Below are 23,504 nucleotides of genomic sequence, written 5' to 3'. Positions count from 1 at the left end.
ACAGCATAAAAGGAAAGCCGCCGTTTATCCTCAATTTTGGCTGCCTTTCAGTCCTGAAACGGGTCTTTTATCAGTATTGTATCCTCTCTGTCTGCTCCGGTGGAAACAAGCGTAACCGGGGCGGCAACAAGCTCTTCTATCCGGCGCACATAATGCACGGCCTGTGCCGGCAAATCGGCAAACCGGCGCGCTCCGGCGGTGCTTTCCTTCCACCCCGGCAGGGTTTCATAAAGCGGTTTGAGGCGATTTTGCTGGTCAATGGAAGCCGGCATATAATCCAGAATGTCGCCGTCAAGCACATAACCGGTGCAGATTTTAATCTCACTCATACCGTCCAGCACATCAAGCTTGGTCAAAGCAAGGCCGTTAATACCGCATATTGCCGCCATTTGCCGCAAGGCCACGCTGTCCAGCCAGCCGCAGCGGCGTTTGCGCCCGGTAACTGTGCCAAATTCATGGCCGCGCTCACCCAGCAAAGCGCCGACAGCATTATCCTGCTCTGTGGGAAAGGGGCCTTCGCCAACACGGGTTGTATAGGCTTTGGCAATGCCCAGAACATAATGGACAGCGCCGGGGCCAAGGCCGGAACCGGCGGCGGCCTGGCCTGAGACAGTATTGGAAGAGGTAACATAAGGATAAGTGCCGAAATCATTATCCAGCAAAGCGCCCTGCGCTCCTTCAAACAAAATGCGCGCCCCTTTGCGATAATGCTCGTCCAGTATTTTCCAGCCTCTGGCCATAAAAGGCAGTAAATCGGCGGCTACTTCCATCAGTTCCGCATAAATATTTTGCGGCTTTATTTCCTGCTCGCCCATGCCGCGGCGCAAGGCATTATGATGCACCAGCAGCCGCTCAATTTTAGGCATCAGGCTTTCCGGCTCTGCCAGATCGGCCAGGCGGATAGAGCGCCGGCCGACTTTATCTTCATAAGCGGGGCCGATACCGCGTTTGGTTGTGCCGATTTTCAGGCCGGCAGCCGCCATATTTTCCTGCTCAGCGTCCAGATTGCGGTGGAGAGAAAGAATAAGCGGCGCATTTTCAGCAATACGCAGGTTTTTTGCCGTAATCGCAACTCCTTGCGCCTGCAAGGTTTTAACTTCGGCGACAAAATGATGCGGATCAATGACAACGCCATTGCCGATAATGGAAAGCCGGCCGCGGACAATGCCGGAAGGCAGCAGCGATAATTTGTAACAAACACCGTTAATCACCAATGTATGGCCGGCATTATGGCCGCCTTGATAGCGCACAACCACATCGGCACGCTCGGCCAGCCAGTCGACAATTTTGCCTTTGCCTTCATCACCCCATTGGGCGCCGATTACCGCTACATTGGCCATTTAAACTGAGCCTTTCCCAATATGGCAAGCCATGCCCCGCTCTTGCCCCTGCATTTTGCACAGTTTCATCGCTTTGTCTATTTTATGTTTTTGCCGCGCTTGCCAATTACAGCAAAAACAACGGACTTATATACAGGTTTGACAGGCATTGCCTCATATATTTGCGGTTAAGTGTGAGGAATTGCCTTTTTGCCGCCGGCACCGGGCCGCTGCCCTTTATTGTTTTTCCCGGCAAATCCCGGTTAAGTTTTGGCGTCTGTCTCCGGCAAAGCTTGAGAAACAGTTTCTTTGCGCCTATATTGGCAAGAGGGGCGCAAGCGGGAGTTCCTCTTTAGTTTTAAGGAGTATTATAATGGCGAATATTGTTATTTATACTAAGCCGGGCTGCCCTTTTTGTGCCAGGGCCATGGCGCTGCTGGATAAAAAGGGTGTCGCCTATCAGCAGATTATCGCTTCCGACAATCCGGCAATCCGCGCCGAAATGGTAGCAAAAGCGCATGGGCGCAACAGCTTTCCGCAAATTTTTATTGATGATCGTCATATTGGCGGTTGTGATGATTTATTTGCGCTGGAACAGGCAGGCAAACTGGACGCTTTGCTGAAGAAAGACTGAAATTATGATTCGCTTTTCCCTTTATTGCAAGCGTGAACATAAGTTCGAAGGCTGGTTTGGCAGCAATGAAGATTATGAAAAACAAAAAAATGCCGGGCTGATTTTGTGCCCGGCCTGCGGTTCGGCTGTAATTGGTAAAGGGCTGATGGCGCCGCATATTTCTGCCGCGCATAACAGAGACAGCTTGCGGCCCGGTGCCGGCCGGGAGGTGGAAGAGAATAATTCTGCGCCGGCACTGGCTGAGCGGACAGAAGTGCTACAGCAATTACTGGTTTTGCAAAAAATGCACAGGCGCAAACTGGAAGTTTTGCATAAATTGCAGACACTGGCGCGCAAAATGCGTGAAAATGCTGAAAATGTCGGCGAGAAATTTGCCGAGGAAGCGCGCAAAATCCATTTTGGTGAGGCTGAAAAACGCTCCATTTACGGCAGGGCCGGAGCAGAGGATATTCACGCTTTGCAGGAAGAAGGCATTGACGTCATGCCCCTGCCGCCTCTGCCTGAAGATAATAATTAAACCCCCGGTTTAATGGCGCGCTGTGCCGGTCTTCCCCCAATTTTAAAGGCGGCGGGCAAGCAGCATATAATTAACCGCCATATTGCGTGACAAATTCCATGTATCAGCCAGCGGATTATAGGTGATGCCGGTCTCATCAATCACGCTCAGGCCGTTTGAGGCCAGCAGAGTTTCCACTTCCTGCGGGCGGAGGAATTTATGGTAATCATGTGTGCCTTCAGGCAGCCAGCGCAAAATATATTCCGCGCCGATAATGGCCAAAGCGCGTGCCTGCAAAGTGCGGTTTAAAGTGGCGACAAACATCAGACCGCGCGCCTGCACCAAAGCGGCAGTCGATTGCATAAACAGCGGCACATTGGCGACATGTTCCACCACTTCCATATTGAGCACGACATCAAATTTCTCCCCTTTTGCGGCCAGATTTTCAGCCATATCGGTGCGGTAATCTATTTTCAGGCCGCTTTGCCCGGCATGGGTTCCGGCAATTTCAATATTAGCGGCGGCGGCGTCAATGCCGGTAATATCGGCGCCGAGGCGCGCCAGCGGTTCACATAACAGGCCGCCGCCGCAGCCAATATCAACAATGCGTATATTGGCGAGCGGTTTTGCGCTTTTGGGATCGCGATCAAAAGCCTGGCAGATTTTATCGCGAATATAGGCCAGACGCACAGGGTTGAATTTATGCAGCGGGCGGAATTTGCCGCTTGGGTTCCACCATTCTGCCGCCAGACGGGCAAAATGCTCTATTTCTGTCGGGTCAATGGTGGTTTCTGCCATATTGGCGGCTATTCCGTCCGGCTTGTGCGCCCGCTGCCCGCTTTTGTCATCTGTTTTCATTATAGTGCCTGTGGTGAGAGTGGATATATCGCTCATAATACTGCCCTTTATGCGCTATCTGCACGCTTGCGCGCGCCCCTTCGGGTTCAGGCTGTTATCAAATGAAAACGCCTTGATATTCCAGTATAATAAGCAAGCAGCGGCGGCGATTCAAGCATAATCGGCGGGTGAAAAATCCTTGATTGCCGGGGGAAAGGCTTGCTAAATCGGCCGTTTTTCCGTATAGCAAAAGAGGTGTATGGGTGAAATTCGGTCAGCCCGGCTGCCGGAAAAAGCGGGAATTGCGTAACCATGCTTTACACATGGGAATGATGAGGTGAATATGGTAATGGCGCGCCGGTTTTGAGGCGGCAGGATCGGCCAGATTTTGCCCGCAGCCGAAAACCCGGAAAAAAGACAATGCGCGCTTTACGCATGAGGGGAATGATGAGGTGAATATGGTAATGGCGCGCCGGCTTTGAGGCGGCAGGACCGGCCAGGTTTTGCCCGCAGCCGAAAACCCGGAAAAAAGACAATGCGCGCTTTACGCATGAGGGGAATGATGAGGTGAATATGTAAATGGCGCGCATTGTGATGAAATTTGGCGGGACATCGGTTGCTGATAGTGAGCGTATCCGCAATGTGGCGCGTCATGTGCGGCGCGAAGTGCAGGCCGGTCATCACATTGCCGTGGTTGTTTCTGCCATGGCGGGGCAAACAAACAGGCTGATAGAATGGGTGTATGAGGCTGCGGCCAGAACCGCGCCGGCCGCTGTCAGTGCCGCTGAAGCTGCTAAATCAGCAGCCCCAAAAACGGCAGTTAAAAAAAAAGCGGCGGGGGCCGCGGCGCATAATGGCGGCAAGCGCCTTTCGGCCAAAACTGCGGCGCATAAGGCGCCGGGGTTGGATCATGCTGCCGGCGGCGGGTTCCAGCCTTATGATTGGCGGGAATATGATGCGGTTGTTGCTTCCGGTGAGCAGGTGACCGCCGGTTTGCTGGCACTGGCCTTGCAGGCAATGGGGATTAAAGCGCGCTCCTGGGCCGGTTGGCAAATTCCCGTTATTACCGATAACAGGCATGGTGCCGCGCGGATTGTTGCTCTGGACGCTGCTGCCCTTATTCAGGATTTTGAGCGGGGGCAGGTAGCGGTTATTGCCGGCTTTCAGGGTGTAGCCGAAGATGGTCGTATTGCCACTTTGGGGCGCGGCGGCTCCGACACCAGCGCTGTGGCAATGGCTGCAGCAATCAAAGCAGATCGCTGTGATATTTATACAGATGTGGACGGTATTTACACTACGGATCCGCGGCTGGAGCCGAAAGCGCGCCGCTTAAACCGCATTGCTTTTGAGGAAATGCTGGAAATGGCGTCACTTGGCGCCAAGGTCATGCAGGTGCGCTCGGTTGAGCTGGCTATGGTGCATAAAGTGCGCACAGTGGTGCGCTGCAGCTTTGATAAGCCGAATGACCCCGGTCAGGGGGATTTTGATAACCCGCCCGGCACGCTTATTTGCGATGAGGAGGAAATTTTGGAGCAGCAGGTTGTAACCGGTATTGCCTTTGCCCGTGATGAGGCGCAGATCTCATTGCGCCGCCTGGCCGACAGGCCGGGTGTTTCGGCCGCTATTTTCGGCCCTTTGGCAGAAGCGGGCGTTAATGTTGATATGATTGTGCAAAATGTTTCGGAAGATGCCGAGCGCGTGGATATGACCTTTACCGTGCCGCAGGTGGATTTGCCCAAAGCGGTAAAGGTTTTGCAGCATAATCGCAAAGCAATCGGCTATGATGTGTTGCAATCGGAAGCGGAGCTGGCGAAAATTTCGGTTATCGGCATTGGCATGCGCAGCCATGCCGGGGTAGCGGCAACAGCCTTTAAGGCGCTGGCGGCAAAAAGCATCAATATTCGCGCTATTACCACATCGGAAATTAAAATTTCCATTTTAATCGATAATGCCTATACGGAACTGGCAGTGCGCAGTTTGCACGGCATTTACGGGCTGGATAAAATATGAACAGGCCGGCGTCTGCCAAAGGAGGAAAAAGGTAAAACCGGCGGCAAGTGCCGCAGCCTTGCCATAAAAAGCAGTTATTGCCGGCAGGCGCGGAAACAGAAGGCAGGATAATGACGGAAAAGCAAGCCAATCCCACAGAATTTTTAAAGAATTTGCGCCGGTTTATTGCCGGGGATATGGAGCCGCAGCAGCGGCTGGATTGGGTTGTTGCCGCTATTGCCGATAATATGAAGGCTGAAGTATGCTCGCTTTATATTTTGCGCAGCGACAGTGTATTGGAGCTTTATGCCAGCAAGGGCCTGAATCCGGAAGCTGTGCATAATGTCGGCTTAAAGCTGGGGCAGGGACTCGTTGGCAATATTGCCGTAACCGGCCGGGTGCTCAACCTTGTTGACGCGCAGCAACATGCTTCTTTTGCCTATTTGCCGGAAACAGGAGAGGAGGTTTATTCCTCTTTTCTTGGTGTGCCGGTTTTGCGCGCCGGCAAAATGCTGGGGGTTGTAACCGTGCAGAGCCGCAGCCGCCGCTCCTATAGTGATGAAGAAATCGCCGCGCTGGAAATTGTCGCCATGCTGCTGGCTGATTTGATTTTTGCCGGAAAATTGCCGATGAAAGAGCCGCCGGAGGCGCCGTCACCGGCGCGGCGCTTGCGCTCTTTTTCTTTAATCGGTGTGCCGCTGAATGAAGGTGTCGGCCTTGGTTATGCGGTTTTGCATGCGCCGCGCATTGCGGTGAATGAAATGTTTCATGAGGATAATACGGCAGAAAAGCACAAATTAGTAGTGGCGCTGGATTCTGTCCGCCGCTCTATTGACGCCATGCTGGCACGTGGTGATATGGCGCAAGCGGGTGAGCATCGCGATATTCTGGAAGCCTATCGCCTGTTTGCTTATGATAAAGGCTGGGTCAAACGGCTGGAAGCGGCGATAGAGAGCGGGCTGACCGCACAGGCGGCAGTAGATAAAGTGCGAAATGATATGCGCGCCCTCATGGCGTCTTCCAAAAATGCCTATATGCGTGAGCGTTTGTCGGATTTTGATGATTTGGCGCATCGTCTGCTGACGCATTTGACCGGAGAAAATCAGGCACCGGCCATTATGCGCGAAAGCCGCTCCAATATTATTATTGCCCGTTTTATGGGCGCCGCCGAGCTGCTGGATTATCCGCGCGATAAAATTTGCGCTTTGGTGCTGGAAGATGGCGCCGATACCAGCCATGTAGTTATTGTGGCGCGGGCTTTGGGCATTCCGGTTATCGGCCAGGCTGAAGGCATTTTCTCGCTGGTGGAAAACGGTGAAGCGCTGATTGTGGACGGTGATAAAGGCGAAATTCATGTCCGCCCGGATACAACAATAAAAGAAGCTTACGCCGAAAAATTGCGTTTTCTGGCCGATAAGCAAAAAAAATATCATGCTTTGCAAAACCGGCCGTCACGCACTTTGGACGGAGTGGCAATAACATTATTGATGAATGCCGGTCTGCTGGTGGAAATCCCGCATCTGGCGGAATCCGGGGCAGAGGGCATTGGCCTGTTTCGCACGGAATTGCAATTTATGATTGCCTCTGCTTTCCCCAAGGCTGAAGCGCAGGAGCAGCTTTATCGCAATGTTTACCGTGCCGGCGGTGATAAAGCGGTTACCTTCCGCACTCTGGATATTGGCGGTGATAAAATGCTGCCCTATTTCCGCCAGAAGGAGCGTGAGGAAAACCCTGCTTTAGGCTGGCGCGCCGTGCGGCTGACATTAGATCGCAAAGCCTTGATGCGCATTCAATTACGCGCTTTGCTCAAGGCATCGAGCGGGCGCAGTTTGCGGCTGATGCTGCCTATGGTAACCGAGCTGGCGGAAATTGAAAAAACCCGCCGCCTGATTGAGCATGAAAAGGCGCATTTGGCGCGTTTCGGCTATGATTTGCCGGCACAGATAAAACTGGGAGCAATGATAGAAGTGCCGAATCTGCTGTTTCAGCTTGACGGCCTGATGCAGGCGGTAGATTTCGTTTCGGTCGGCTCTAATGATTTGTTTCAATATATGATGGCGGCCGACAGGGGCAATCAATATGTCGCCGCGCGGTTTGACTGGTTTTCGCCCGCCTTTCTGCGCGCTTTGGCTTCAATCACCGCGGCGGCGGCGCGGCACGGCACACCGGTGACCTTATGCGGTGAAATGGCAGGCAAGCCGCTGGCGGCCATGGTGCTGATCGGCCTTGGCTATCACCGGCTTTCTATGTCGGCGGCCGCCATTGGCCCGGTAAAGACTATGCTATTATCGCTGCATGAGGGCAAGATTGCTGCTTTTTTACAGGAAAAATTGCAGCAGGGCTATAATGAGGCAAGCTTGCGCCCGGCACTGCTTGATTTCGCCCAAAGGCATAATGTTGCCGTGTGAGGCTGTGGTCAGGTTAAAAAGCAATAAAGGTGGAAGATATGGTGACCTTGCCGCAAACACGGATAGAGCAGATAAAAAAGCGCTTTGAAATGCTGGAAGCGCAACTGCATGATGAGGCTTTTAGCGGCGATTACGGCCGGCTGGCGGCCGAATATGCCGAGCTGAAAAACATTGTTGCTCTCTTGCAGGCGCTGGAATCGGTGCGTAAGGAACAGGCGGATTTAGCCGAGCTGCTGGCTGATAATAATGAAGACAGCGCTATGCGTGCTTACGCGCAGGCGGAAGTGCCGCAATTAGCAGCCGAGGCGGAAGAGCTGGAAAAGCGGCTGCAAATTTTGCTGCTGCCGAAAGATGCCGCTGATGAGCGCAATGTGCTGCTGGAAATCCGCGCCGGCACGGGCGGCTCAGAGGCCGCTTTATTTGCCGGCGATTTATTCCGTATGTATGAGCACTATGCTGCGGCCAAGGGCTGGAAGGTCGAGCTGGTTTCTGCCAGTGAGGGCGAGGTTGGCGGCTATAAGGAAATTATTGCCGCTGTTGCCGGGCGCGGTGCTTTTGCCCGGCTGAAATTTGAATCCGGCGTGCATCGGGTGCAGCGCGTGCCGGAGACGGAAGGCAGCGGCCGTATTCATACTTCGGCAGCAACTGTGGCGGTGCTGCCGGAGGCAGAAGAAATTGATATAGAAATAAGGCCGGAAGATATTCGCATTGATACTATGCGGGCGAGCGGTGCCGGCGGCCAGCATGTCAATACGACCGATTCGGCGGTGCGCATTACCCATATCCCCACCGGTATTATGGTGGTGCAGGCGGAAAAATCGCAGCATCAGAACCGCGCCCGCGCTATGCAGGTTTTGCGCTCCCGCCTTTATGATATGGAAAGGCAGCAGGCGGAAAGCGCGCGCTCAAGCGAGCGCAAAAGCCAGGTGGGCAGCGGTGATCGCAGTGAGCGTATCCGCACCTATAATTTCCCCCAGGGGCGGGTGACCGACCACCGCATTAACCTGACTTTATACAGACTGGATAAAGTGCTGGAAGGCGAGCTGGACGAAATTATTGAGCCGCTCATCACCGACCACCAAACCGCCCTGCTGGCTGAGATGGGGGAAGGCGGCTAGCCGCTTTTACTTGGGATTTGGGGAAGGCTGCTATGCCTTCATCGCAGGGCTGAAGGGAGAGGGCGGCTATGCAAAATTGGGCTGCCTCTGTATCCGTTTTGGCTGCTATTATTGCTGGCGGTGTTGCGTTGTGGACGGCACGGCAAGGGCGCAAGGCAACTAAGAAATTAGAGACGGAGAAAAATAAATATGCGCAAGAACTGGAAACCCTTAAGCGAAATTTAGATTTTCATTTGACGCAAAAGTTAAAATTTACCGAGAAAGAGTTTGATGCCCTAGCTGTATGTTGGCAAAAATTGCAAGTTGTTCATAAAACTCTTCTGACAATGCGGAGTTCCATTGATGCACTTTACTTTCTTGGTGATGAGAATTTGTTTGATATTTTGTGCCGCAGTTCAAAAACTGACTGCGAAAATTTCTTAAAGAACCTTGCATATGATTTTACTGCTGAGGCGCAAAAGGCAATAAGCAAGGCTGAAGGTGGTGCCAGATTACAATTATTTTTGACATATTTTTTGCAAAAATATATCAATGAGATAGCTCTTTCTCAACAAGACTTTATCCGTTATTATGATGATAATTGCATATTTCTGAACCCATTTTTTCAAGAAAATATTACAAAAACGATTGAATTCACGAAAGAAGTGTTCGCAGGGCTGGGATTAGTGCTAAAAGAAGTAAATCTTGTTCCGCAACAACAATGTGATAAAAAATTTGTCGAGCAAAAATTAAATTATGTTCGTGAACTAACCATTGGCAAAACAACGGATAACAGGGAGCATTTTGATATTTTAAGAGGAAAAATTACAGAAAAGCTGTTCCCTGAGATGCAAGAGGGAAATAAGGAGCGGCAGAATGGCTGAAGAAAAGTTAAAGCACATGGCAGCGCGGTTAAAGGCGGAAGGCACGGCAAGCAGGCTGGCTGTAAAGGAGAAGCATTATGCGGCATTATTATGCTTTGGTTCGTAAAGATAAAAATTCTGCTTTTGGTGTGCAATTTCCAGATATTCCGGGGCTGTTTTCTGCTGCGGATACAGAGAGAGAAATTATCGGCAATGCCAGTGAGGCTCTGCAGCTTTGGTTTGAGGATAGTAAAGAGACGGTTGAACCATTGCCGCTGGAAAAGCTGTTACAGCGAAAAGATGTTAGCGCTGCTTTAACCGAAGGCGCGTTTTTTATCCGTGTTCCACTGATTGATAATGATAGCGAAATTATCCGCGCCAATGTAACTTTTGAGCGCGGCCTGTTGCGGGCCGTCGACCATGCTGCTCACCAACGTCGCCTTAACCGTTCCGCTTTTTTGGCTACCGCGGCGCGGCATGAATTGGGGCTGGCCTGAAGGCGGCTTTGGCTCAAGCACAAAGCGTGAAAGCAAAACAGTGAATGAACAAAGTTTGGTGGCAGAAATTGTGCTGCAGCAAATGGCGGCGCGGTTAAAGGCGGCGGGGGTGAAGAGTGCTGCTCTAGACGCGCGGCTGCTGTTGCAGGCTATTGCCGGTATCAGCCAGACAGAGCTTTTGGCCGGGCGGGCGCCGCCACTTGATACCGCCGCGCAAGAGAAACTGGAAGCGGCGATCGAGCGGCGCTTGCACGGCGAATCGGTGCATCGCATTCTTGGCCGCCGCGCTTTTTACGGGTTGGATTTAGCCCTTTCCCCCGCCACTTTAGAGCCGCGGCCGGATAGTGAGGCGGTGGTCGACCTTTTGCTGCCGTTAATCCGACAAAAAGCGGCAGATAGCGAAGGGGCGCGCGGCAGCGGGCAAAATAGCGTTGCCGCAGCCGGCGCCTGTATAGCCAATCTATCCAGAGCGGATAAAGGCCTTTATACAAGCGCAAATAAGCTCTCTTGTTCTGCCGGCAAAAAGCTGTCGCAGCACAGCGTAAAAGCAGAAGAAACGCTGCGTCCGGATAAGAGCGCGGGCAATTTTGTGCCCCGGAAAGTTGCAGATAGCGGCAAGCCTTTTCCGGGTGAAGGCACAAAACAGGAAGAAATGCCGCTACCCGCGGCTGCCCCGGTTACTTTATTGGATATGGGCACGGGCAGCGGCGCGCTGGCACTGGCGCTGCTGCATGAAATACCGCAATTACAGGCTGTGGGGGTGGATATTGCTGCTGAGGCGCTGGAAACCGCGCAAAAAAATGCTGAAGCGGCCGGCCTGGCCGGGCGTTTTACCGCGCTAAAAAGTGATTGGTTTAGTGCTGTTGCCGGGCGGTTTGATTTTATTGTTTCAAACCCGCCTTATATTCCGCGCGCAGACATTGAACACCTGGCTGATGAAGTGCGGTTTTATGAACCGCGCCGCGCTTTGGACGGCGGCGTTGACGGGCTGGATTTTTATCGCGCTTTGGCGGCGGGTGCCGCGGCGCATCTGGCACCCGGCGGCCGGCTGGCGGTGGAGGCAGGTTTTGGCCAGGCGGCGGATATTATTGCTGTGTTTCAGGCGGCCGGCTTTCAGCATTTGGCAACAAAGCGCGACCTCGCCGGCATTGACCGCGCTTTACTGTTTGCCGCTGCCTGAGCCGAACACAAAGCGCGGGGCTTGCGCTAAACTCTGACGATTTTCCTGCTCATAAAAAAGCAAGGCGAAGGTGATTCTATCCTTCTGCCTTGCTTTTTATATTTGGCCTGTCAACAAAGCTGTCACTCCCGCTAAAGGCGATATAATAGCTTATACAAGATTCGTTGAATAGTGCCGCAGTCCTCCCTTATTTGGAGGTTGTATAAGCGGGATTATAACAAATTTTTTTAGTAATGCAATAGACATAAAAATAACCATAAATTATCCCCGCGCTGACTTCTTTACTATCGGCCGTAAACATTATACGCTGCCCGTCTTAACGGGGGCGGGAATGATTCCTCCTCTCGATTCTAATGCAAAAGGAGGTTATGAATATGACAAATTACGAGACAGCAATGTTAACGTTTGCGGCTTTTGCTCTGATGCTTCAAGTTGCAAATATGCGCTGGAAATAACCAGCGTATAGCTTATACAAGATTTGTTGCAGTGCCTGCAATTCAACTTACATTTACAGGAAAGGCAAAACGGGCGGAGGGTAATTCTTTCGCCCGTTTTTTATGAGCAAAAATCTTGCCACTCTTGCTGTTTAGCGCCGCCTGAGCCGGTGGAAGAATAATCCAGCCCGGCCGAAAATTCAGGAAGCTTTTTTGCCTTTCGCCAATCGGTAAAGTTTCTATTCCCGCTAAAGACAACAAAATTGCCTTGACAGGCAGTAATTCAACTTAAGATTGAACAGAAAGCAAAACAGGTAAGCGAGAAATTCCTCCCGCTTTTATGAGCAGAAATTGTGGCTGCGCTTTACTGTTTAGTGCCGCCTGAGCCGTTAGCTTATTCTATTCACAATATAAGATTTAAACTTATGGTAAGGAAATCTTTATAAATAAACAATGCCCAAAGGGGAATTATCTCCTTTGGGCGTATATAGGGGGGAAAGGCCAAACAGGCTAGCCTGTGTCGGATTATCAGATAATCAGCCTTATCCTTCAGATTTTAGGCCTGATGATCAGTTTGAGCGCTATCATCATTGCCCTGAAATTATGAAGGGTCAAGTGAGGGGCTTTAACCGGCTCCTCACTCCCCCTATTGTAAGCCTGATTTTTTTGCCGGGCAACAAAAATACGCATAAAATTATAATTTTATAATATTGCGGTCATGCCCGGCCGGCGCGGCGGCCTTGCCTGCCTGTTGGCCCGGTGCTTGCCGCCCGCGGAATCACATGCTGCCGGCTGTCTGTCGGTTTAACGCTTTATTTACCTTGTTTTGTAAAACTGGGCAGGCCTGCGCAAGCTATGCGGCGGCGCGGCTGTGGCCGGTGTCGAGCCGGGCGCAAAGGTGGATTTTGTTGCAACGGGAAGAAAGTTTTGGCCGGAGCAGTTCATACTTCCGTTTATAAAGCAGGCTCAGGCGAATTTTCGCCAACAGCTTTGCTCAGCCGCTTTATGCGTCAAGCGGCGGGCTGGCCGCTTTTGAGCTGGCGTTTTAGCGGCCGGGCGCCGGCGCATCTGCTTTATGCTCCATTTGATATGCACCTGGCCGATCCCAAACTGGCGCATGAATTTTATCACGGCCGCTTTCCCCTGGGCGGGCGTATTGTGCAGGCCGGGGCGACCTCTCCCTTTCTGGTAGAGCCGCCCAGCCGCGAATGGGAAGAGGCTCTCTATGATTTCAGTTGGCTGAACCATATGACAGCGGCAGAAACCGAGCTGGCTGCCGCTCATGCGCGCGCTTTGACTCTGGATTGGATAGAGCTTGAGGGCAGGAAGCCGGCCGGCCGCGCCTGGGCAGCAGCTCTTGCTGCCCGCCGCCTGATTGCCTGGCTGGCGCATGGCGAAGCGCTGTTTGCCGGCGCTGCTCCGGCTTTTCGGAAGCGTTTTCTCAAAATTATCGGCCTGCATATACGCTATTTGCGTGTGACTTTTGCCGGAGAAAAAGATGATATTGCGCGGCTTTATATTGCTGTTGCTCTGGCCATGGCGGCGCTGTGCGCCCCGGCTTCGGCCGGCAAAGCAGCGCGCAAAGCGCAGCTTAAGGCGCATCGCCGGCTGGAAAAAGAGCTGGCGCGGCAGATTTTGCCCGATGGCGGCCATATATCGCGTAATCCGGCAATAATACTGGAGCTGCTGATTTATCTGCTGCCGTTGCAATATGCTTATACACATTGCCTGCAGGCGCCGCCGCCGCTATTGGTTGTTGCGATTGATCGCCTCTTGCCGGCTCTGCGCTTTTTTCGCCATTGTGACGGCACTCTGGCCAATTTTAACGGTGTCGGCCCGATTTTGGCGCAAAGGCTGGATATTGTGCTCAATGCTGTTGAAACAGTGGGGGCGCCTTTTTCACAGGCGCCGCATTCCGGCTATCAGCGCCTGACCGGCGGTGATACGGTGGTGCTGGCCGATACGGGTGCCCCTTTGGCCAAAAGATTGACAGAAACGGCCAATGCCGGCTGCCTTTCCTTTGAAATGTCTTCAGGCCGCCAGCGCTTTATTGTTAATTGCGGTCTGGATCCTTACGGCCCGGCGGAATTCCGCTTTTTCGGCCGTTTGACGGCGGCGCATTCCACCGCTACCATTGCCGATACATCTTCCTGCCGTTTTGCCCGCGGTGACAGGCCGCTAAGCGGCTTTGCCGGCAGAAGGCTGCATGTGCGCACGGCCAGGATAGAAGAAGAGGATATGCAGGGCTTTATTGCTGCGCATGACGGTTATAAACAGGCCTTTAGTCTGATACATGAGCGCGCTCTGACTTTAAGCCGTAACGGCAATGTGTTGCAGGGTTGCGACCGTTTTTATGAGGAGCCGGAGCGTGCCGGCCTGTGGCGCAGAAAATCATCGCACACGCCGGCAGTGCCTGTTGCGGTGCGGTTTCATGTGCACCCGGATATTGGCATAAGCCATGAAGGCGCGGTGCGAGATGAAGCAAGCGGGCAGGAGCATGATATTATTCGCTTGCAGGGGGATTATGGTGAAAGCTGGATATTTTCGGCCGACTGCCCGGTGCGGCTGGAAGATTCCATTTATTTTTCCGGGCTTGGCGGCCCTGCCAAAACACAGCAATATGTGCTTAATTTTTCTACGGCTGAGCGCGACAGAGTGCAATGGAGTTTTCGCCGTGAGACTGCTTGAAACCCGGCCAAAACCCGCCCGCTTTATCGCCGCCGCAGTGGGGAGGATTCCGGATATAAATTTGGTTTGGGCGGCAATATTTGTCCATTGCCGCTGATATAGCGTGTTTAAAAACTGCCCGCAGGGGGGAGCCTTATGGTAAAATCAGCTTTGCATATTATCAAACACCCGCTTATCCAGCATAAACTTACGCAAATGCGCCGGCGGGAAACACCAACAGCAGAGTTCCGGCAATTATTGCGCGAAATCGCTTTATTACTGGGCTATGAGGTAACGCGTGATCTGGAGCTGGAAAATGTGCCGGTCGACACACCGCTGGCGCATTGTGAGGCGCCGGTGCTAAAAGGCAAAAAACTGGTGCTGGTTTCTATTTTGCGCGCGGGTGAAGGCCTGGTTCAGGGCATGCTGGATTTAATTCCTTCTGCGCGCATTGCCCATATTGGCCTTTATCGTGACCATGAAACGCTGCAGCCGGTAGAATATTATTTTAAAGCGCCGGAAGATATAGCCAGCCGGCTGGTGATTGTGGCTGATCCCATGCTGGCGACCGGCCATTCAGCCGCGGCCGCCTTGAGCAAATTGAAAGAGCGCGGCGCTGATAATTTGCGCTTTGTTTCGCTTTTGGCCGCGCCGGAAGGCATAGCCTATTTGCAAAAGCACCATGCCAATGTGCCGCTTTATACGGCGGCAATAGATGAAAAGCTTGATGAAAACGGCTATATTGTGCCCGGCCTGGGCGATGCCGGCGACCGCTTGTTCGGCACAAAATAAAGCCGGCGCTTTTATCTTTTATTTCGGGGAAACAGAAAAAGAAAGCACGGCAGAACTGGATGGGGTGGAAGCGCTCTGCCGTGCCGATATTTTACTCATGATGAACAAAATATCAAAAAGTCCAATCCGCGATCGAGGGGGGAAGAAACCGCGGATTGGCCAGTCTTCCGTTACTATGAATTTGGCTATTTGGCAATGAAGAAATATTGTATTTTATAATATAAGTGTTGATATTTAGGTTTCCCTGTAGAAAACTTTGCCTCTTTATAAAATAATGCACCATTTTGATACATTCTTAAAAGTAAAAAACGGGATAGAATTCTCTTAAGATAAAGTAATTATATAAATATAAATATTTTATCATATTTTCTTTTGCGCTATGCCCGGCCGGCAAATCTAACGCGGCGGTGTGCCGTTTTGTGCCAAAGCCTCGCCTGCCAGATAAAGCGAACCGCAAATGAGAATAAAGGCCGGATTCTGCTCGCCGCCCGGTTTTGCACTTTTTGCGGTAATAGCCGCAAGCGCGGCGGTGATAGATGGTTCAACCTGAGCGCGCAGCCCCAATGCCTGTGCTTTTTGCGCCAGCACCGCCGGGGGCACGCCATGATTGCTGCCGGCCAGCGGCACAGTATAAATTTGCGGCGCAAGTGTGGCAAATTGCTGCAAATATTGTGTGCTGTCCTTGGTTTGCAGCATAGCGAGAATCATAAAAAACGGGCGCCGGCGCAGCAATGGTGCCAGGCTTTTGACCAAAAGCTGGGCAGCAGCGGGATTATGGCCGCCGTCCAGCCATAAATCAGCCTTTGGCGGAGCCTGACGCTTGAGCCGGCCGATTGTCAGTTTTTGCAGGCGCGCCGGCCATGAAACTGTGCGCATGGCCTGCGCTGCTGCCTGAGGTGAAACGGCAAAACCTGCGGTCAGCACGGCCTGCAAGGCAGCGGCGGCATTGCCGATTTGGAAATCTCCCGCAAGGCGCGGTCGCGGCAGACGCATAGTGCCGGCTTTATTGGTAAACAGCATATGTCGGTTTTTTATATCAGCGCGGTAATCCTGCCCGTAAAGAGTTAGCGGTGCCTGATTTTTCTGAGCAAAGCGCCTGAGGACGGTTATTACCTCTTCATAGATTTGCGGCCCGGCGACAACCGGGCATTGTTTTTTGATAATACCGGCTTTCTCGAGAGCGATTTGCGCCACTGTGTCGCCTAAAAAAGCCTCATGATCCAGAGCAATGGACATAATCAGGCTGACTGCCGGTTTTTTTATAATATTAGTCGCGTCAAACCGCCCGCCCAGACCCACTTCCAGCACCAGCGCATCGGCAGGAAAACGGGCAAACAGCACAAAGGCAGCGGCGGTTATAATTTCAAATACTGTAATAGCGCCGCCGGCATTGGCCTGTGTTACTTCTGCCAGAGTTTCAGCCAAAAGCGCATCGCTGACATAGGCGCTGCGGCTTCCCGTTTCATCTTTCCACCCCAAGCGGTAGCGCTCATGCCAATGCACCAGATGCGGCGAAATATGCACATGCACGCTATAGCCTGCTGCTTCCAGCGCCGCGCGGGCAAAGCTTGCCGCCGAGCCTTTGCCGTTAGTGCCGGCAATATGGATAATTGGCGGCAGGTGCAAATGCGGATTGCCCAGCTTTTGCAGCAGCCTTGTCATGCGTTTGAGTGACAAATCCACATTTTTAGGGTGCAGATTGAGCAGAGATTCAATTTTTTGCTGTAAACCGGTATTTTTTGCCGCCATTTTATCTCCCAAACCGCCTCAGAGGCCGGCCTGTGGCTTGCGGGCGCAGTCTCTCTCTAAAAGCCCGGTTTTGCTGTGCCGGCTCTCATCGCCGCCGGCAATTATAACATGATTTTTTTGTGATAAGGAAGGAACCGGTTTTCGCCTTCCCCGCTGGCGCAATTTCGGCAAAAAAGCCTGAAAAACCGCCGCTGTAACAGCGGCAAATATATCAAAACTGCTGCGCCGATAGCGGCAAATTGCCTCAGACTTAAGCTGCCGGCGCTTGCCAGAACAGCATTTCAGGCTGTTCTGGCAGGTTTTTTCAGCATTAGGCGCAGCAGGCGGGCAATGGTTTTTTTTAGCTCCGGACGAGAAATCACCATATCCACCATACCGTGTTCTTTCAAATATTCGGCGCTTTGAAACCCCTCCGGCAGAGTTTCGCGAATTGTCTGCTGGATAACGCGGGCGCCGGCAAAGCCGATAGTCGCACCCGGCTCGGCAATATGCACATCGCCCAGCATGGCATAAGAGGCGGAAACGCCGCCGGTTGTCGGATTGGTGAGCACAACAATATAAGGCAGGCCTGCTTCTTTCATCATCTCTACTGCTACTGTGGTTTTGGGCATTTGCATGAGTGACAAAATGCCCTCCTGCATGCGCGCCCCGCCGGAAGCGGTAAACAAAATCAGCGGCCTTTTTTCAGCAATAGCGGTTTTAAAGCCGGTGACAATCGCCTCGCCCGCCGCCATGCCCAGTGAGCCGCCCATAAAGGCAAAATCCTGTAAGGTTGCCATGACCGGCAGGCCTTCAATCATGCCGCGGGCGTTTAAAATCGCATCATCTTGCCCGGTGCGGTTGCGATAATCCTTAAGCCGCTCAATATAGCGTTTTTCATCGCGGAATTTAAGCGGATCCGCGGCCGTTTTCGGATTTTCCAGCAGCTCATATTTGCCGTCATCAAAAAAATATTTCAGCCGATCTTTGGCGGCAATGCGCATATGATAGCCGGAACCCGGCACGACAAACTGGTTTTCTTCCAAATCTTTATGAAAAACCATTTCACCGCTTGCCGGGTCTTTTATCCAGAGATTTTCCGGTATTTCCCGGCGGCCAAACATGGAATTGATTTTGGGCCGGACAAAATTTGTTATCCAGTTCATGAAGCTGCACTTCCTCTAATAAGCTCACAAAACCCCGACATTTGCCGGCACACACGGCGCGCTATGCCGGATAAGCGGCATAGACCGGCCACTATTATAGGAGAAAATTGCGCAAAAAGCAATTATTGCAGCCGCTGCGCTTTTGCCTTGCCCGCCAATTTGCCGGCCGCCGCAGGTTTTTATTGAAGATTTGCAGTTTCCGGCCTATTATGCGCCGGTTCAAGGCCGGCCGTCGATGAGCCGGGCCGGAATTTGCCCCGGCAACTGCCGCTGCGGCAAAAACAGAAAGCATGGATTGTGCAGGATAATAAGGAAACAGCAGCCGCTGCCCCGCCGGCCGGCCAAAGCGATGAAACAGCGCGTATCGGCGCGCATGGCGGCATGGAGCATTCTTTCGGGTTTCGCCATGTGGCAGAGGCCGACAAGCAAAATCTTGTCAATAGCGTCTTTCATTCTGTCGCCGGCAAATATGATGTGATGAATGATATTATGTCCGGCGGTCTGCACCGCTTGTGGAAAAATGCGCTGGTGGCCTGGCTGGCGCCGCCGCCCGTGCCGGGCTGGTGCGCGCTTGATGTGGCCGGCGGCACGGGGGATATTGCTTTTCGCCTTATCAAAGCTTCCGGCGGTTATGCCCGGGCAGTAATTCTGGATATTAACGCCTCTATGCTGCAAGTGGGCAAAGCCCGCGCTCACGCCAGGGGGCTGGCGCAAAATGTGGAATTTGTCGAGGCCAATGCCGAAAAGCTGCCCTTTGCCGCGACAAGTTTTGACGCTTATACTATTGCCTTTGGCATTCGCAATGTGCCGCATATTGACACGGCTCTGGCCGAGGCCTGGCGGGTATTAAAACCCGGCGGCCGTTTTTTATGCCTGGAATTTTCGGCCGTGGAAATGCCGCTGCTGGATAAAATTTATGATTTATGGTCGTTCCAAGTCATTCCGCGTCTTGGGCAAATGATAACCAATGATGCGGAATCTTACCGCTATTTGGTAGAATCTATTCGTAAATTCCCCAAACAGCAGGATTTTGCCGCCATGATAAGCAAAGCAGGTTTTGCCCATGTGCAGTACCGTAATATGACCGGCGGCATTGCCGCCATACATTCCGGCTGGAAGATATGAGACAGACAAAGCCGGTCAGGACAGGGGTTTGTCAAGATAAAAGCGGGGGCATGAAATGAGCAGGTTTACGGCATCTCTCCGGCTGGTGCGCGCGGGCTATGTTCTGGCGCGTGAGGGGGTGTTTGCGGCCTTGCCGGTCGCGGAAGCAGGATTTGTGCCCGTTTTGGCACAAAAGCTGGCGCGGCTCATTGCGCGGCGCGGCAGCCGCCGGCAGCATAATGCCGAGCCAATGTCGCGCGCCATGAACCGGCTTGGCCCTTTTTATGTTAAATTGGGTCAGTTTCTGGCGACCAGGCCGGATATTGTCGGCCAAAAGGCGGCGCGTGATTTATCGGCGCTACAGGACAGGGTCAAGCCCTTTGCGCAAAATCAGGCCGTTTTGCAGGTAGAAACAACGCTTAACCGGCCGATAGATCAGATATTTGATTCATTTGGCGCGCCTATTGCCGCCGCCTCAATGGCGCAAGTGCACGAGGCTGTAGTGCCTGCAGCGGGGGGGAGGGTAGAAAAGCGGGCGGTAAAGGTGATACGCCCGCATTTGCGCCGCGCTTTTGCCCGCAATATGGAGAGTTTTTATCTGGCGGCGCATATGGCAGAAAAATATGTGTCTTATATGCGCCGTTTGCGCCCTGTCAAAGTGGTGGAAAATCTGGAGCAAACGACAAAAATAGAAATGGATATGCGGCTGGAGGCGGCTGCTTTATCGGAAATGGCAGAAAATATTGCCAAAGGCGGCGATAAAGGCTTTCGCGTGCCGAAAGTGGACTGGGAGCGCACCGGGCGCGACTGCCTGACTATGGAATGGGTGGAGGGTATTCGTATTTCCGAGCGTGAGGCGCTGCTGGCGGCGGGGCATAATGTAGAACAACTGGCGGCTGCGCTGATGCAGACTTTTTTGTCACATGCGCTGCGTGACGGCTTTTTTCATGCCGATATGCACCCGGGCAATCTGTTTGTTGATGATAGCGGCACAATTATTGCGGTGGATCTGGGCATTACGGGGCGGCTTGGCAAAAAGGAAAAACGCTTTCTGGCCGAGATTCTTTACGGCTTTATTACGCGTGACTATTATCGGGTGGCACGGGTGCATTTTGAGGCCGGCTATGTGCCCGATCATCACAGTGTGGAAAGCTTTGCTCAGGCTAATCGCGCTATTGGCGAGCCGATTTACGGCCAGTCGGTTGAAACTATTTCCATGGCGCGGCTTCTGGGGCTGTTATTTGAAATAACAGAATTATTTAATATGCAAACCCGGCCGGAACTGCTGCTTTTGCAAAAAAATATGGTGGTGGTGGAAGGGGTGGCGCGAGCGCTTGACCCGCATTTTAACATGTGGAAAGTGGCTGAGCCGGTTGTCGGCGCCTGGGTGGCGCAAAATCTGGGTGTGGCCGGTGCGGTGAAAGATATGGCAGAATCGGCCCGGGCGGTAGTGGGTTTTGCCCGTGCCTTGCCGGAATTAGGCCGCCGTTTTGACCATATAAGCAAAGCCTTGCAGCGCCAGGCTGAACACGGCTTCAAGCTTGATAAAGCCAGCCTGCTGCTGCTGGCGCAATTACAGGCGCGGCAGAACCGTTTTTTGCGTCTGGCATTATGGGGTATCGGCCTGATTTTACTTATCGGCCTTGCGCATTTCTGGTGAAAAAGAGTGGAGGATATTTTACGTGGGAAGTGAAAGCATTACGGATTTCGGCGCTGATTGTTTTTGCTTGAGCGCTGCTGTTTTTATGCAATGACGCGGCTTTTAATAATAGCCTGGCGCTATAACAGCTCTGCGGCTTCCCCCCTTGACTATGCTATAGGCTATGCGGGCGGCGCTGTTTTGTCTTATTGGACAGGCAAAGTGAAACCGGCCTGGCATGAGCAAAATAGAAATTGACTATAAAATTGCCGGTGGTGGGGCAGTGCGCCGCTTGATTATGCGCTTTGGTGTTTTTATGGGCTTATTTGCGGCATTAAGCTGCTGCCGATTTTCGGCCTGATCTGCCAAAATAATTTTGCTTTTTGCGATAATATGTTATAATGGGCGGCGTAATTTTTTGTCGACCTGCTGCCGATCTGTTGTGTGGAGCCGTCCTTTTGGTAGTTTTTGTGCGTTTTTTCCTTATTGCTGTTCTTGGCGCGGTTTTGTTATCGCCGTCTGCCCGGGGGCAGAATGGCGGTGGAACAGCGCCTTACAGTCTGCGTCCGCCGCCTTTGTCGGTTCCGGCCGGAGAGCCGGGGGCAGTGCGCCGCTCAATTATGCAGTTTTACCAATGGACATTGATTTGCGATACGGTGTTTGCCGATAAAACGCAGGTTTGCAATGTCAGCCAGGCAGTATGGGACGCCAGCGATATGGTGATTTTTAGCTGGTCGCTGGCGGCCTCTGATAAAGGGGATCCTTTTTTGCTGCTGCGCACTTTGCCGGATACAGATACGAAAAGCCCGGTGCGCATTGCCCTTAAGGGCACTAATCAGGCGGTTAATGTTGCTTTTGTCGGTTGCAATGCCGCTTTGTGCCTGGCGCAAACGCCGGTAGGGCCGTTTTTAACTCAGGCAATCAGGAAACAGAGTAATATTACTGTTTCCTATCGCAGTGCCGGGCGGGGAGTATTGAGTTTTGATACATCTTTTCTGGGGCTGAAAGAGGCGGTGGCAGCGGCAAAATGACCAATATCCGGAATTTATCAAGGCGGAGGAGAAGAGGGGAGAGCCGCTGTCTGTGCCGCATAATCTATAATTTGGACAAATGGAGTGAAAATGTATAAGACCGGTTATTTTTTACGGAAAGCAGGACAGTTGGCTTTATCTGCGGCGGCGGCCGCTTTGCTGGTGCTGGCCGGCTGTTCGCCTGAGCCGCAAAATAAAGCTGAAGCACAGGTTTTGCCCAATGAATTTGGTCAAACAGCTACCCAAATGGGGATTAAGACCTGTGCGCCGCTTGTTTCTGTGCTGGGGCAGACTTTAATCGCCAATTCCGCGGTTTATTCGGCAAAACTTATCCCTGATAAAGATAATAGTGACCAACACGGGCTGACAGCCATTGTCGGGCAAACTTATGTTGCCGGTAAGGAGCAGACAAAAGGTGCCGCTGCGCTTTATGCCGCGCCGGTAAACGGCGCTTGCGAGGGAATATTGGTGCGCACTTTGCTTATACCCAAAACCTGCGCGGATATTGTGCAGCAGCAATTACCCAAAGGCACACAGAGGCAGGACGATTTGGCGCAAACTGCTGTTTATGCCATGCCGGAAGGCGGCTATGTAATGATGTTTGCCGCAACGCCTGCCTCTTGCGTGGTGACCATGTCCATGACTCTGCGAGATAAATAAGACTGCTGCCGGGAAATGCGATTGGGCTTGCCTTCTGCCTGCTTCTGTTCGCTTATGCTTTTATGGTGCACTTGCCTGAAAGCACACTCAGGCAGTCGGTATCGACTGCGGTTTTCGACCTCATTTCAGGGGCAGATGTTCGGGGGCGTGCCCGTAAAGGCAGGGTGATCTGGCGCAAACTGCTGTTTATGCCATGACGGCTTTTGCTGGTTACAGGCTCAGACAGCGCGAATAGCGCCGATCTACCTCAGCGCCCGGAGCATTGGCTCCGGCCTGTTTGTCCTGAGCTTTGCGCGCCAGAGCCTCCGGCGGCACGATAATTACCGGTATAGCCGGCATAATCATGGCCGTCATAACCAGGGCGGCCAAAGCGATGACCGCCGGATATTTATAGCGGCACAGATAAAGGCATAAAATTCTCAGCACTGTCAGGCGGCGGCGAGGAATATTTGTGCTGTTTTCCGCTTTTGGCATAAAGAATGACCCCTTTTTGGCCTTGGGCCGCTGTTTTTGTCTCTTGCGATAAAAGCTGCGGTGATATGTGGCGCGCGCCGCGATCCGGGAGGAATCAGATGGGAAGCCGTTAATATTGGGCAAATTCCAGCCTTTTATTGCGGTTTCGGCACCTTTTCTGCAGGTTATATTTACATGTCCGCGCCGAAAGCAGATAAACCGGTTACGGTCTAACCGCGATTTGCTTGGCTTACACGCGCCTGTTCTTTGTTGCGCCCGCCGCCACAGGCTAGCCTGTCCAACCCGGGCGCTGTTTGCACAGCTCACGCGCGCCCCTTCGGTTTGCTTGGCTTACGCGCGCCCCTTCGGTTTGCACAGCTCACGCGCGCCCCTTCGGTTTGCACGCTCCGCGCGCCCCTTCGGTTTGCACGCTCCGCGCGCCCCTTCGGTTTGCTTGGCTTACGCGCGCCCCTTCGGTTTGCTTGGCTTACGCGCGCCCCTTCGGTTTGC

General features: G+C 52.7%; 20 protein-coding genes. 15 read left to right on the top strand and 5 right to left on the bottom strand.

Going from position 1 to position 23,504, the window contains the following annotated elements:
- Positions 1 to 47: 47 nt before the first annotated feature.
- On the bottom strand, positions 48 to 1,340 hold the full coding sequence (locus tag DPQ22_RS00780; RefSeq protein WP_150212683.1) for an adenylosuccinate synthase: 1,293 nt from the start codon (positions 1,338 to 1,340) through the stop codon (positions 48 to 50).
- Positions 1,341 to 1,692: 352 nt separating this feature from the next.
- Here DPQ22_RS00780 and grxC point away from each other — a divergent pair, with 352 nt between their 5' ends.
- Both grxC and DPQ22_RS00770 read left to right on the top strand, forming a co-directional pair.
- Positions 1,693 to 1,953: a glutaredoxin 3 gene (grxC, locus tag DPQ22_RS00775; protein ID WP_150212682.1), complete on the top strand. Its 261-nt coding sequence runs from the start codon at positions 1,693 to 1,695 to the stop codon at positions 1,951 to 1,953.
- Positions 1,954 to 1,957: 4 nt separating this feature from the next.
- Entirely contained in the window at positions 1,958 to 2,470 is a 513-nt protein-coding gene (locus DPQ22_RS00770) for a DUF1178 family protein (protein WP_150212681.1), read from the top strand.
- Between the two features lie 42 nt (positions 2,471 to 2,512).
- On the opposite strand, the gene ubiG is transcribed toward DPQ22_RS00770, so the two are convergent.
- On the bottom strand, positions 2,513 to 3,247 hold the full coding sequence (ubiG, locus tag DPQ22_RS00765; RefSeq protein ID WP_150212798.1) for a bifunctional 2-polyprenyl-6-hydroxyphenol methylase/3-demethylubiquinol 3-O-methyltransferase UbiG: 735 nt from the start codon (positions 3,245 to 3,247) through the stop codon (positions 2,513 to 2,515).
- Positions 3,248 to 3,865: 618 nt separating this feature from the next.
- On the opposite strand from ubiG, the gene DPQ22_RS00760 reads away from it, so the two are divergent.
- The 8 genes from DPQ22_RS00760 (at position 3,866) to upp (ending at position 15,213) form a co-directional block, all read left to right on the top strand.
- Complete coding sequence (locus DPQ22_RS00760) at positions 3,866 to 5,296, top strand: aspartate kinase (protein WP_150212680.1); 1,431 nt, start codon at positions 3,866 to 3,868, stop codon at positions 5,294 to 5,296.
- A 110-nt stretch (positions 5,297 to 5,406) separates the two neighbouring features.
- A complete protein-coding gene (gene ptsP, locus DPQ22_RS00755; protein ID WP_150212679.1) occupies positions 5,407 to 7,683 on the top strand; it encodes a phosphoenolpyruvate--protein phosphotransferase in 2,277 nt (758 codons plus the stop codon).
- 38 nt (positions 7,684 to 7,721) lie between these two features.
- Positions 7,722 to 8,801, top strand: coding sequence for a peptide chain release factor 1 (gene prfA, locus DPQ22_RS00750; protein WP_150212678.1), 1,080 nt, complete (start codon positions 7,722 to 7,724; stop codon positions 8,799 to 8,801).
- 68 nt (positions 8,802 to 8,869) lie between these two features.
- Positions 8,870 to 9,664, top strand: coding sequence for a hypothetical protein (locus DPQ22_RS00745; RefSeq protein ID WP_150212677.1), 795 nt, complete (start codon positions 8,870 to 8,872; stop codon positions 9,662 to 9,664).
- Positions 9,665 to 9,741: 77 nt separating this feature from the next.
- On the top strand, positions 9,742 to 10,140 hold the full coding sequence (locus DPQ22_RS00740) for a type II toxin-antitoxin system HicB family antitoxin (RefSeq protein ID WP_150212676.1): 399 nt from the start codon (positions 9,742 to 9,744) through the stop codon (positions 10,138 to 10,140).
- Positions 10,121 to 11,320, top strand: coding sequence for a N5-glutamine methyltransferase family protein (locus DPQ22_RS09380; protein WP_246681415.1), 1,200 nt, complete (start codon positions 10,121 to 10,123; stop codon positions 11,318 to 11,320). The genes DPQ22_RS00740 and DPQ22_RS09380 overlap by 20 nt, the downstream gene beginning before the upstream one ends.
- Before the next feature lie 1,361 nt (positions 11,321 to 12,681).
- Positions 12,682 to 14,442, top strand: coding sequence for a heparinase II/III family protein (locus DPQ22_RS00730; protein WP_246681414.1), 1,761 nt, complete (start codon positions 12,682 to 12,684; stop codon positions 14,440 to 14,442).
- A gap of 135 nt (positions 14,443 to 14,577) precedes the next feature.
- Positions 14,578 to 15,213 (top strand): uracil phosphoribosyltransferase, encoded by a 636-nt coding sequence (upp, locus tag DPQ22_RS00725; RefSeq protein WP_150212675.1) that lies wholly within the window; start codon positions 14,578 to 14,580, stop codon positions 15,211 to 15,213.
- Between the two features lie 396 nt (positions 15,214 to 15,609).
- On the opposite strand, the gene DPQ22_RS00720 is transcribed toward upp, so the two are convergent.
- Both DPQ22_RS00720 and accD read right to left on the bottom strand, forming a co-directional pair.
- The gene (locus DPQ22_RS00720) at positions 15,610 to 16,962 is read right to left on the bottom strand and encodes a bifunctional folylpolyglutamate synthase/dihydrofolate synthase (RefSeq protein ID WP_150212674.1); all 1,353 of its coding nucleotides are present in this window, start codon (positions 16,960 to 16,962) and stop codon (positions 15,610 to 15,612) included.
- Positions 16,963 to 17,243: 281 nt separating this feature from the next.
- Positions 17,244 to 18,107 carry an acetyl-CoA carboxylase, carboxyltransferase subunit beta gene (accD, locus tag DPQ22_RS00715; RefSeq protein ID WP_150212673.1) on the bottom strand — a complete coding sequence of 288 codons (864 nt, stop codon included), beginning with the start codon at positions 18,105 to 18,107 and terminating at the stop codon, positions 17,244 to 17,246.
- A 363-nt stretch (positions 18,108 to 18,470) separates the two neighbouring features.
- Between accD and ubiE the strand changes: the two genes are divergently transcribed.
- From ubiE to DPQ22_RS00695, 5 genes are all read left to right on the top strand, one after another.
- Positions 18,471 to 19,232: a bifunctional demethylmenaquinone methyltransferase/2-methoxy-6-polyprenyl-1,4-benzoquinol methylase UbiE gene (gene ubiE / locus DPQ22_RS00710; RefSeq protein WP_256371528.1), complete on the top strand. Its 762-nt coding sequence runs from the start codon at positions 18,471 to 18,473 to the stop codon at positions 19,230 to 19,232.
- A 55-nt stretch (positions 19,233 to 19,287) separates the two neighbouring features.
- Entirely contained in the window at positions 19,288 to 20,871 is a 1,584-nt protein-coding gene (gene ubiB / locus DPQ22_RS00705; protein WP_150212672.1) for a 2-polyprenylphenol 6-hydroxylase, read from the top strand.
- Positions 20,872 to 21,088: 217 nt separating this feature from the next.
- Positions 21,089 to 21,211 (top strand): hypothetical protein, encoded by a 123-nt coding sequence (locus DPQ22_RS09235; protein ID WP_256371526.1) that lies wholly within the window; start codon positions 21,089 to 21,091, stop codon positions 21,209 to 21,211.
- Positions 21,212 to 21,308: 97 nt separating this feature from the next.
- Positions 21,309 to 21,881 carry an invasion associated locus B family protein gene (locus tag DPQ22_RS00700; RefSeq protein ID WP_190323074.1) on the top strand — a complete coding sequence of 191 codons (573 nt, stop codon included), beginning with the start codon at positions 21,309 to 21,311 and terminating at the stop codon, positions 21,879 to 21,881.
- A gap of 90 nt (positions 21,882 to 21,971) precedes the next feature.
- On the top strand, positions 21,972 to 22,541 hold the full coding sequence (locus DPQ22_RS00695) for a hypothetical protein (protein ID WP_150212670.1): 570 nt from the start codon (positions 21,972 to 21,974) through the stop codon (positions 22,539 to 22,541).
- A gap of 210 nt (positions 22,542 to 22,751) precedes the next feature.
- Here DPQ22_RS00695 and DPQ22_RS00690 read toward each other — a convergent pair whose 3' ends face one another.
- The gene (locus DPQ22_RS00690; protein WP_150212669.1) at positions 22,752 to 23,015 is read right to left on the bottom strand and encodes a hypothetical protein; all 264 of its coding nucleotides are present in this window, start codon (positions 23,013 to 23,015) and stop codon (positions 22,752 to 22,754) included.
- Positions 23,016 to 23,504: the final 489 nt, after the last annotated feature.

The sequence above is a fragment of the Candidatus Tokpelaia sp. genome, from assembly GCF_008636115.1.
In the GTDB taxonomy this organism is placed as follows: Bacteria; Pseudomonadota; Alphaproteobacteria; order Rhizobiales; family Rhizobiaceae; genus QLZD01.
This window is presented reverse-complemented; position numbering and strand designations above follow the sequence as displayed.

Excerpts from the sequence above, each read along its gene's own strand:
- DPQ22_RS00780 (WP_150212683.1), bottom strand. The coding sequence starts at position 1,340 with ATGGCCAATGTAGCGGTAATCGGCGCCCAATGGGGTGATGAAGGCAAA.
- grxC (WP_150212682.1), top strand. The coding sequence starts at position 1,693 with ATGGCGAATATTGTTATTTATACTAAGCCGGGCTGCCCTTTTTGTGCC.
- DPQ22_RS00770 (WP_150212681.1), top strand. The coding sequence starts at position 1,958 with ATGATTCGCTTTTCCCTTTATTGCAAGCGTGAACATAAGTTCGAAGGC.
- ubiG (WP_150212798.1), bottom strand. The coding sequence starts at position 3,247 with ATGGCAGAAACCACCATTGACCCGACAGAAATAGAGCATTTTGCCCGT.
- DPQ22_RS00760 (WP_150212680.1), top strand. The coding sequence starts at position 3,866 with ATGGCGCGCATTGTGATGAAATTTGGCGGGACATCGGTTGCTGATAGT.
- ptsP (WP_150212679.1), top strand. The coding sequence starts at position 5,407 with ATGACGGAAAAGCAAGCCAATCCCACAGAATTTTTAAAGAATTTGCGC.
- prfA (WP_150212678.1), top strand. The coding sequence starts at position 7,722 with ATGGTGACCTTGCCGCAAACACGGATAGAGCAGATAAAAAAGCGCTTT.
- DPQ22_RS00745 (WP_150212677.1), top strand. The coding sequence starts at position 8,870 with ATGCAAAATTGGGCTGCCTCTGTATCCGTTTTGGCTGCTATTATTGCT.
- DPQ22_RS00740 (WP_150212676.1), top strand. The coding sequence starts at position 9,742 with ATGCGGCATTATTATGCTTTGGTTCGTAAAGATAAAAATTCTGCTTTT.
- DPQ22_RS09380 (WP_246681415.1), top strand. The coding sequence starts at position 10,121 with ATGAATTGGGGCTGGCCTGAAGGCGGCTTTGGCTCAAGCACAAAGCGT.
- upp (WP_150212675.1), top strand. The coding sequence starts at position 14,578 with ATGGTAAAATCAGCTTTGCATATTATCAAACACCCGCTTATCCAGCAT.
- DPQ22_RS00720 (WP_150212674.1), bottom strand. The coding sequence starts at position 16,962 with ATGGCGGCAAAAAATACCGGTTTACAGCAAAAAATTGAATCTCTGCTC.
- accD (WP_150212673.1), bottom strand. The coding sequence starts at position 18,107 with ATGAACTGGATAACAAATTTTGTCCGGCCCAAAATCAATTCCATGTTT.
- ubiB (WP_150212672.1), top strand. The coding sequence starts at position 19,288 with ATGAGCAGGTTTACGGCATCTCTCCGGCTGGTGCGCGCGGGCTATGTT.
- DPQ22_RS09235 (WP_256371526.1), top strand. The coding sequence starts at position 21,089 with ATGAGCAAAATAGAAATTGACTATAAAATTGCCGGTGGTGGGGCAGTG.
- DPQ22_RS00695 (WP_150212670.1), top strand. The coding sequence starts at position 21,972 with ATGTATAAGACCGGTTATTTTTTACGGAAAGCAGGACAGTTGGCTTTA.
- DPQ22_RS00690 (WP_150212669.1), bottom strand. The coding sequence starts at position 23,015 with ATGCCAAAAGCGGAAAACAGCACAAATATTCCTCGCCGCCGCCTGACA.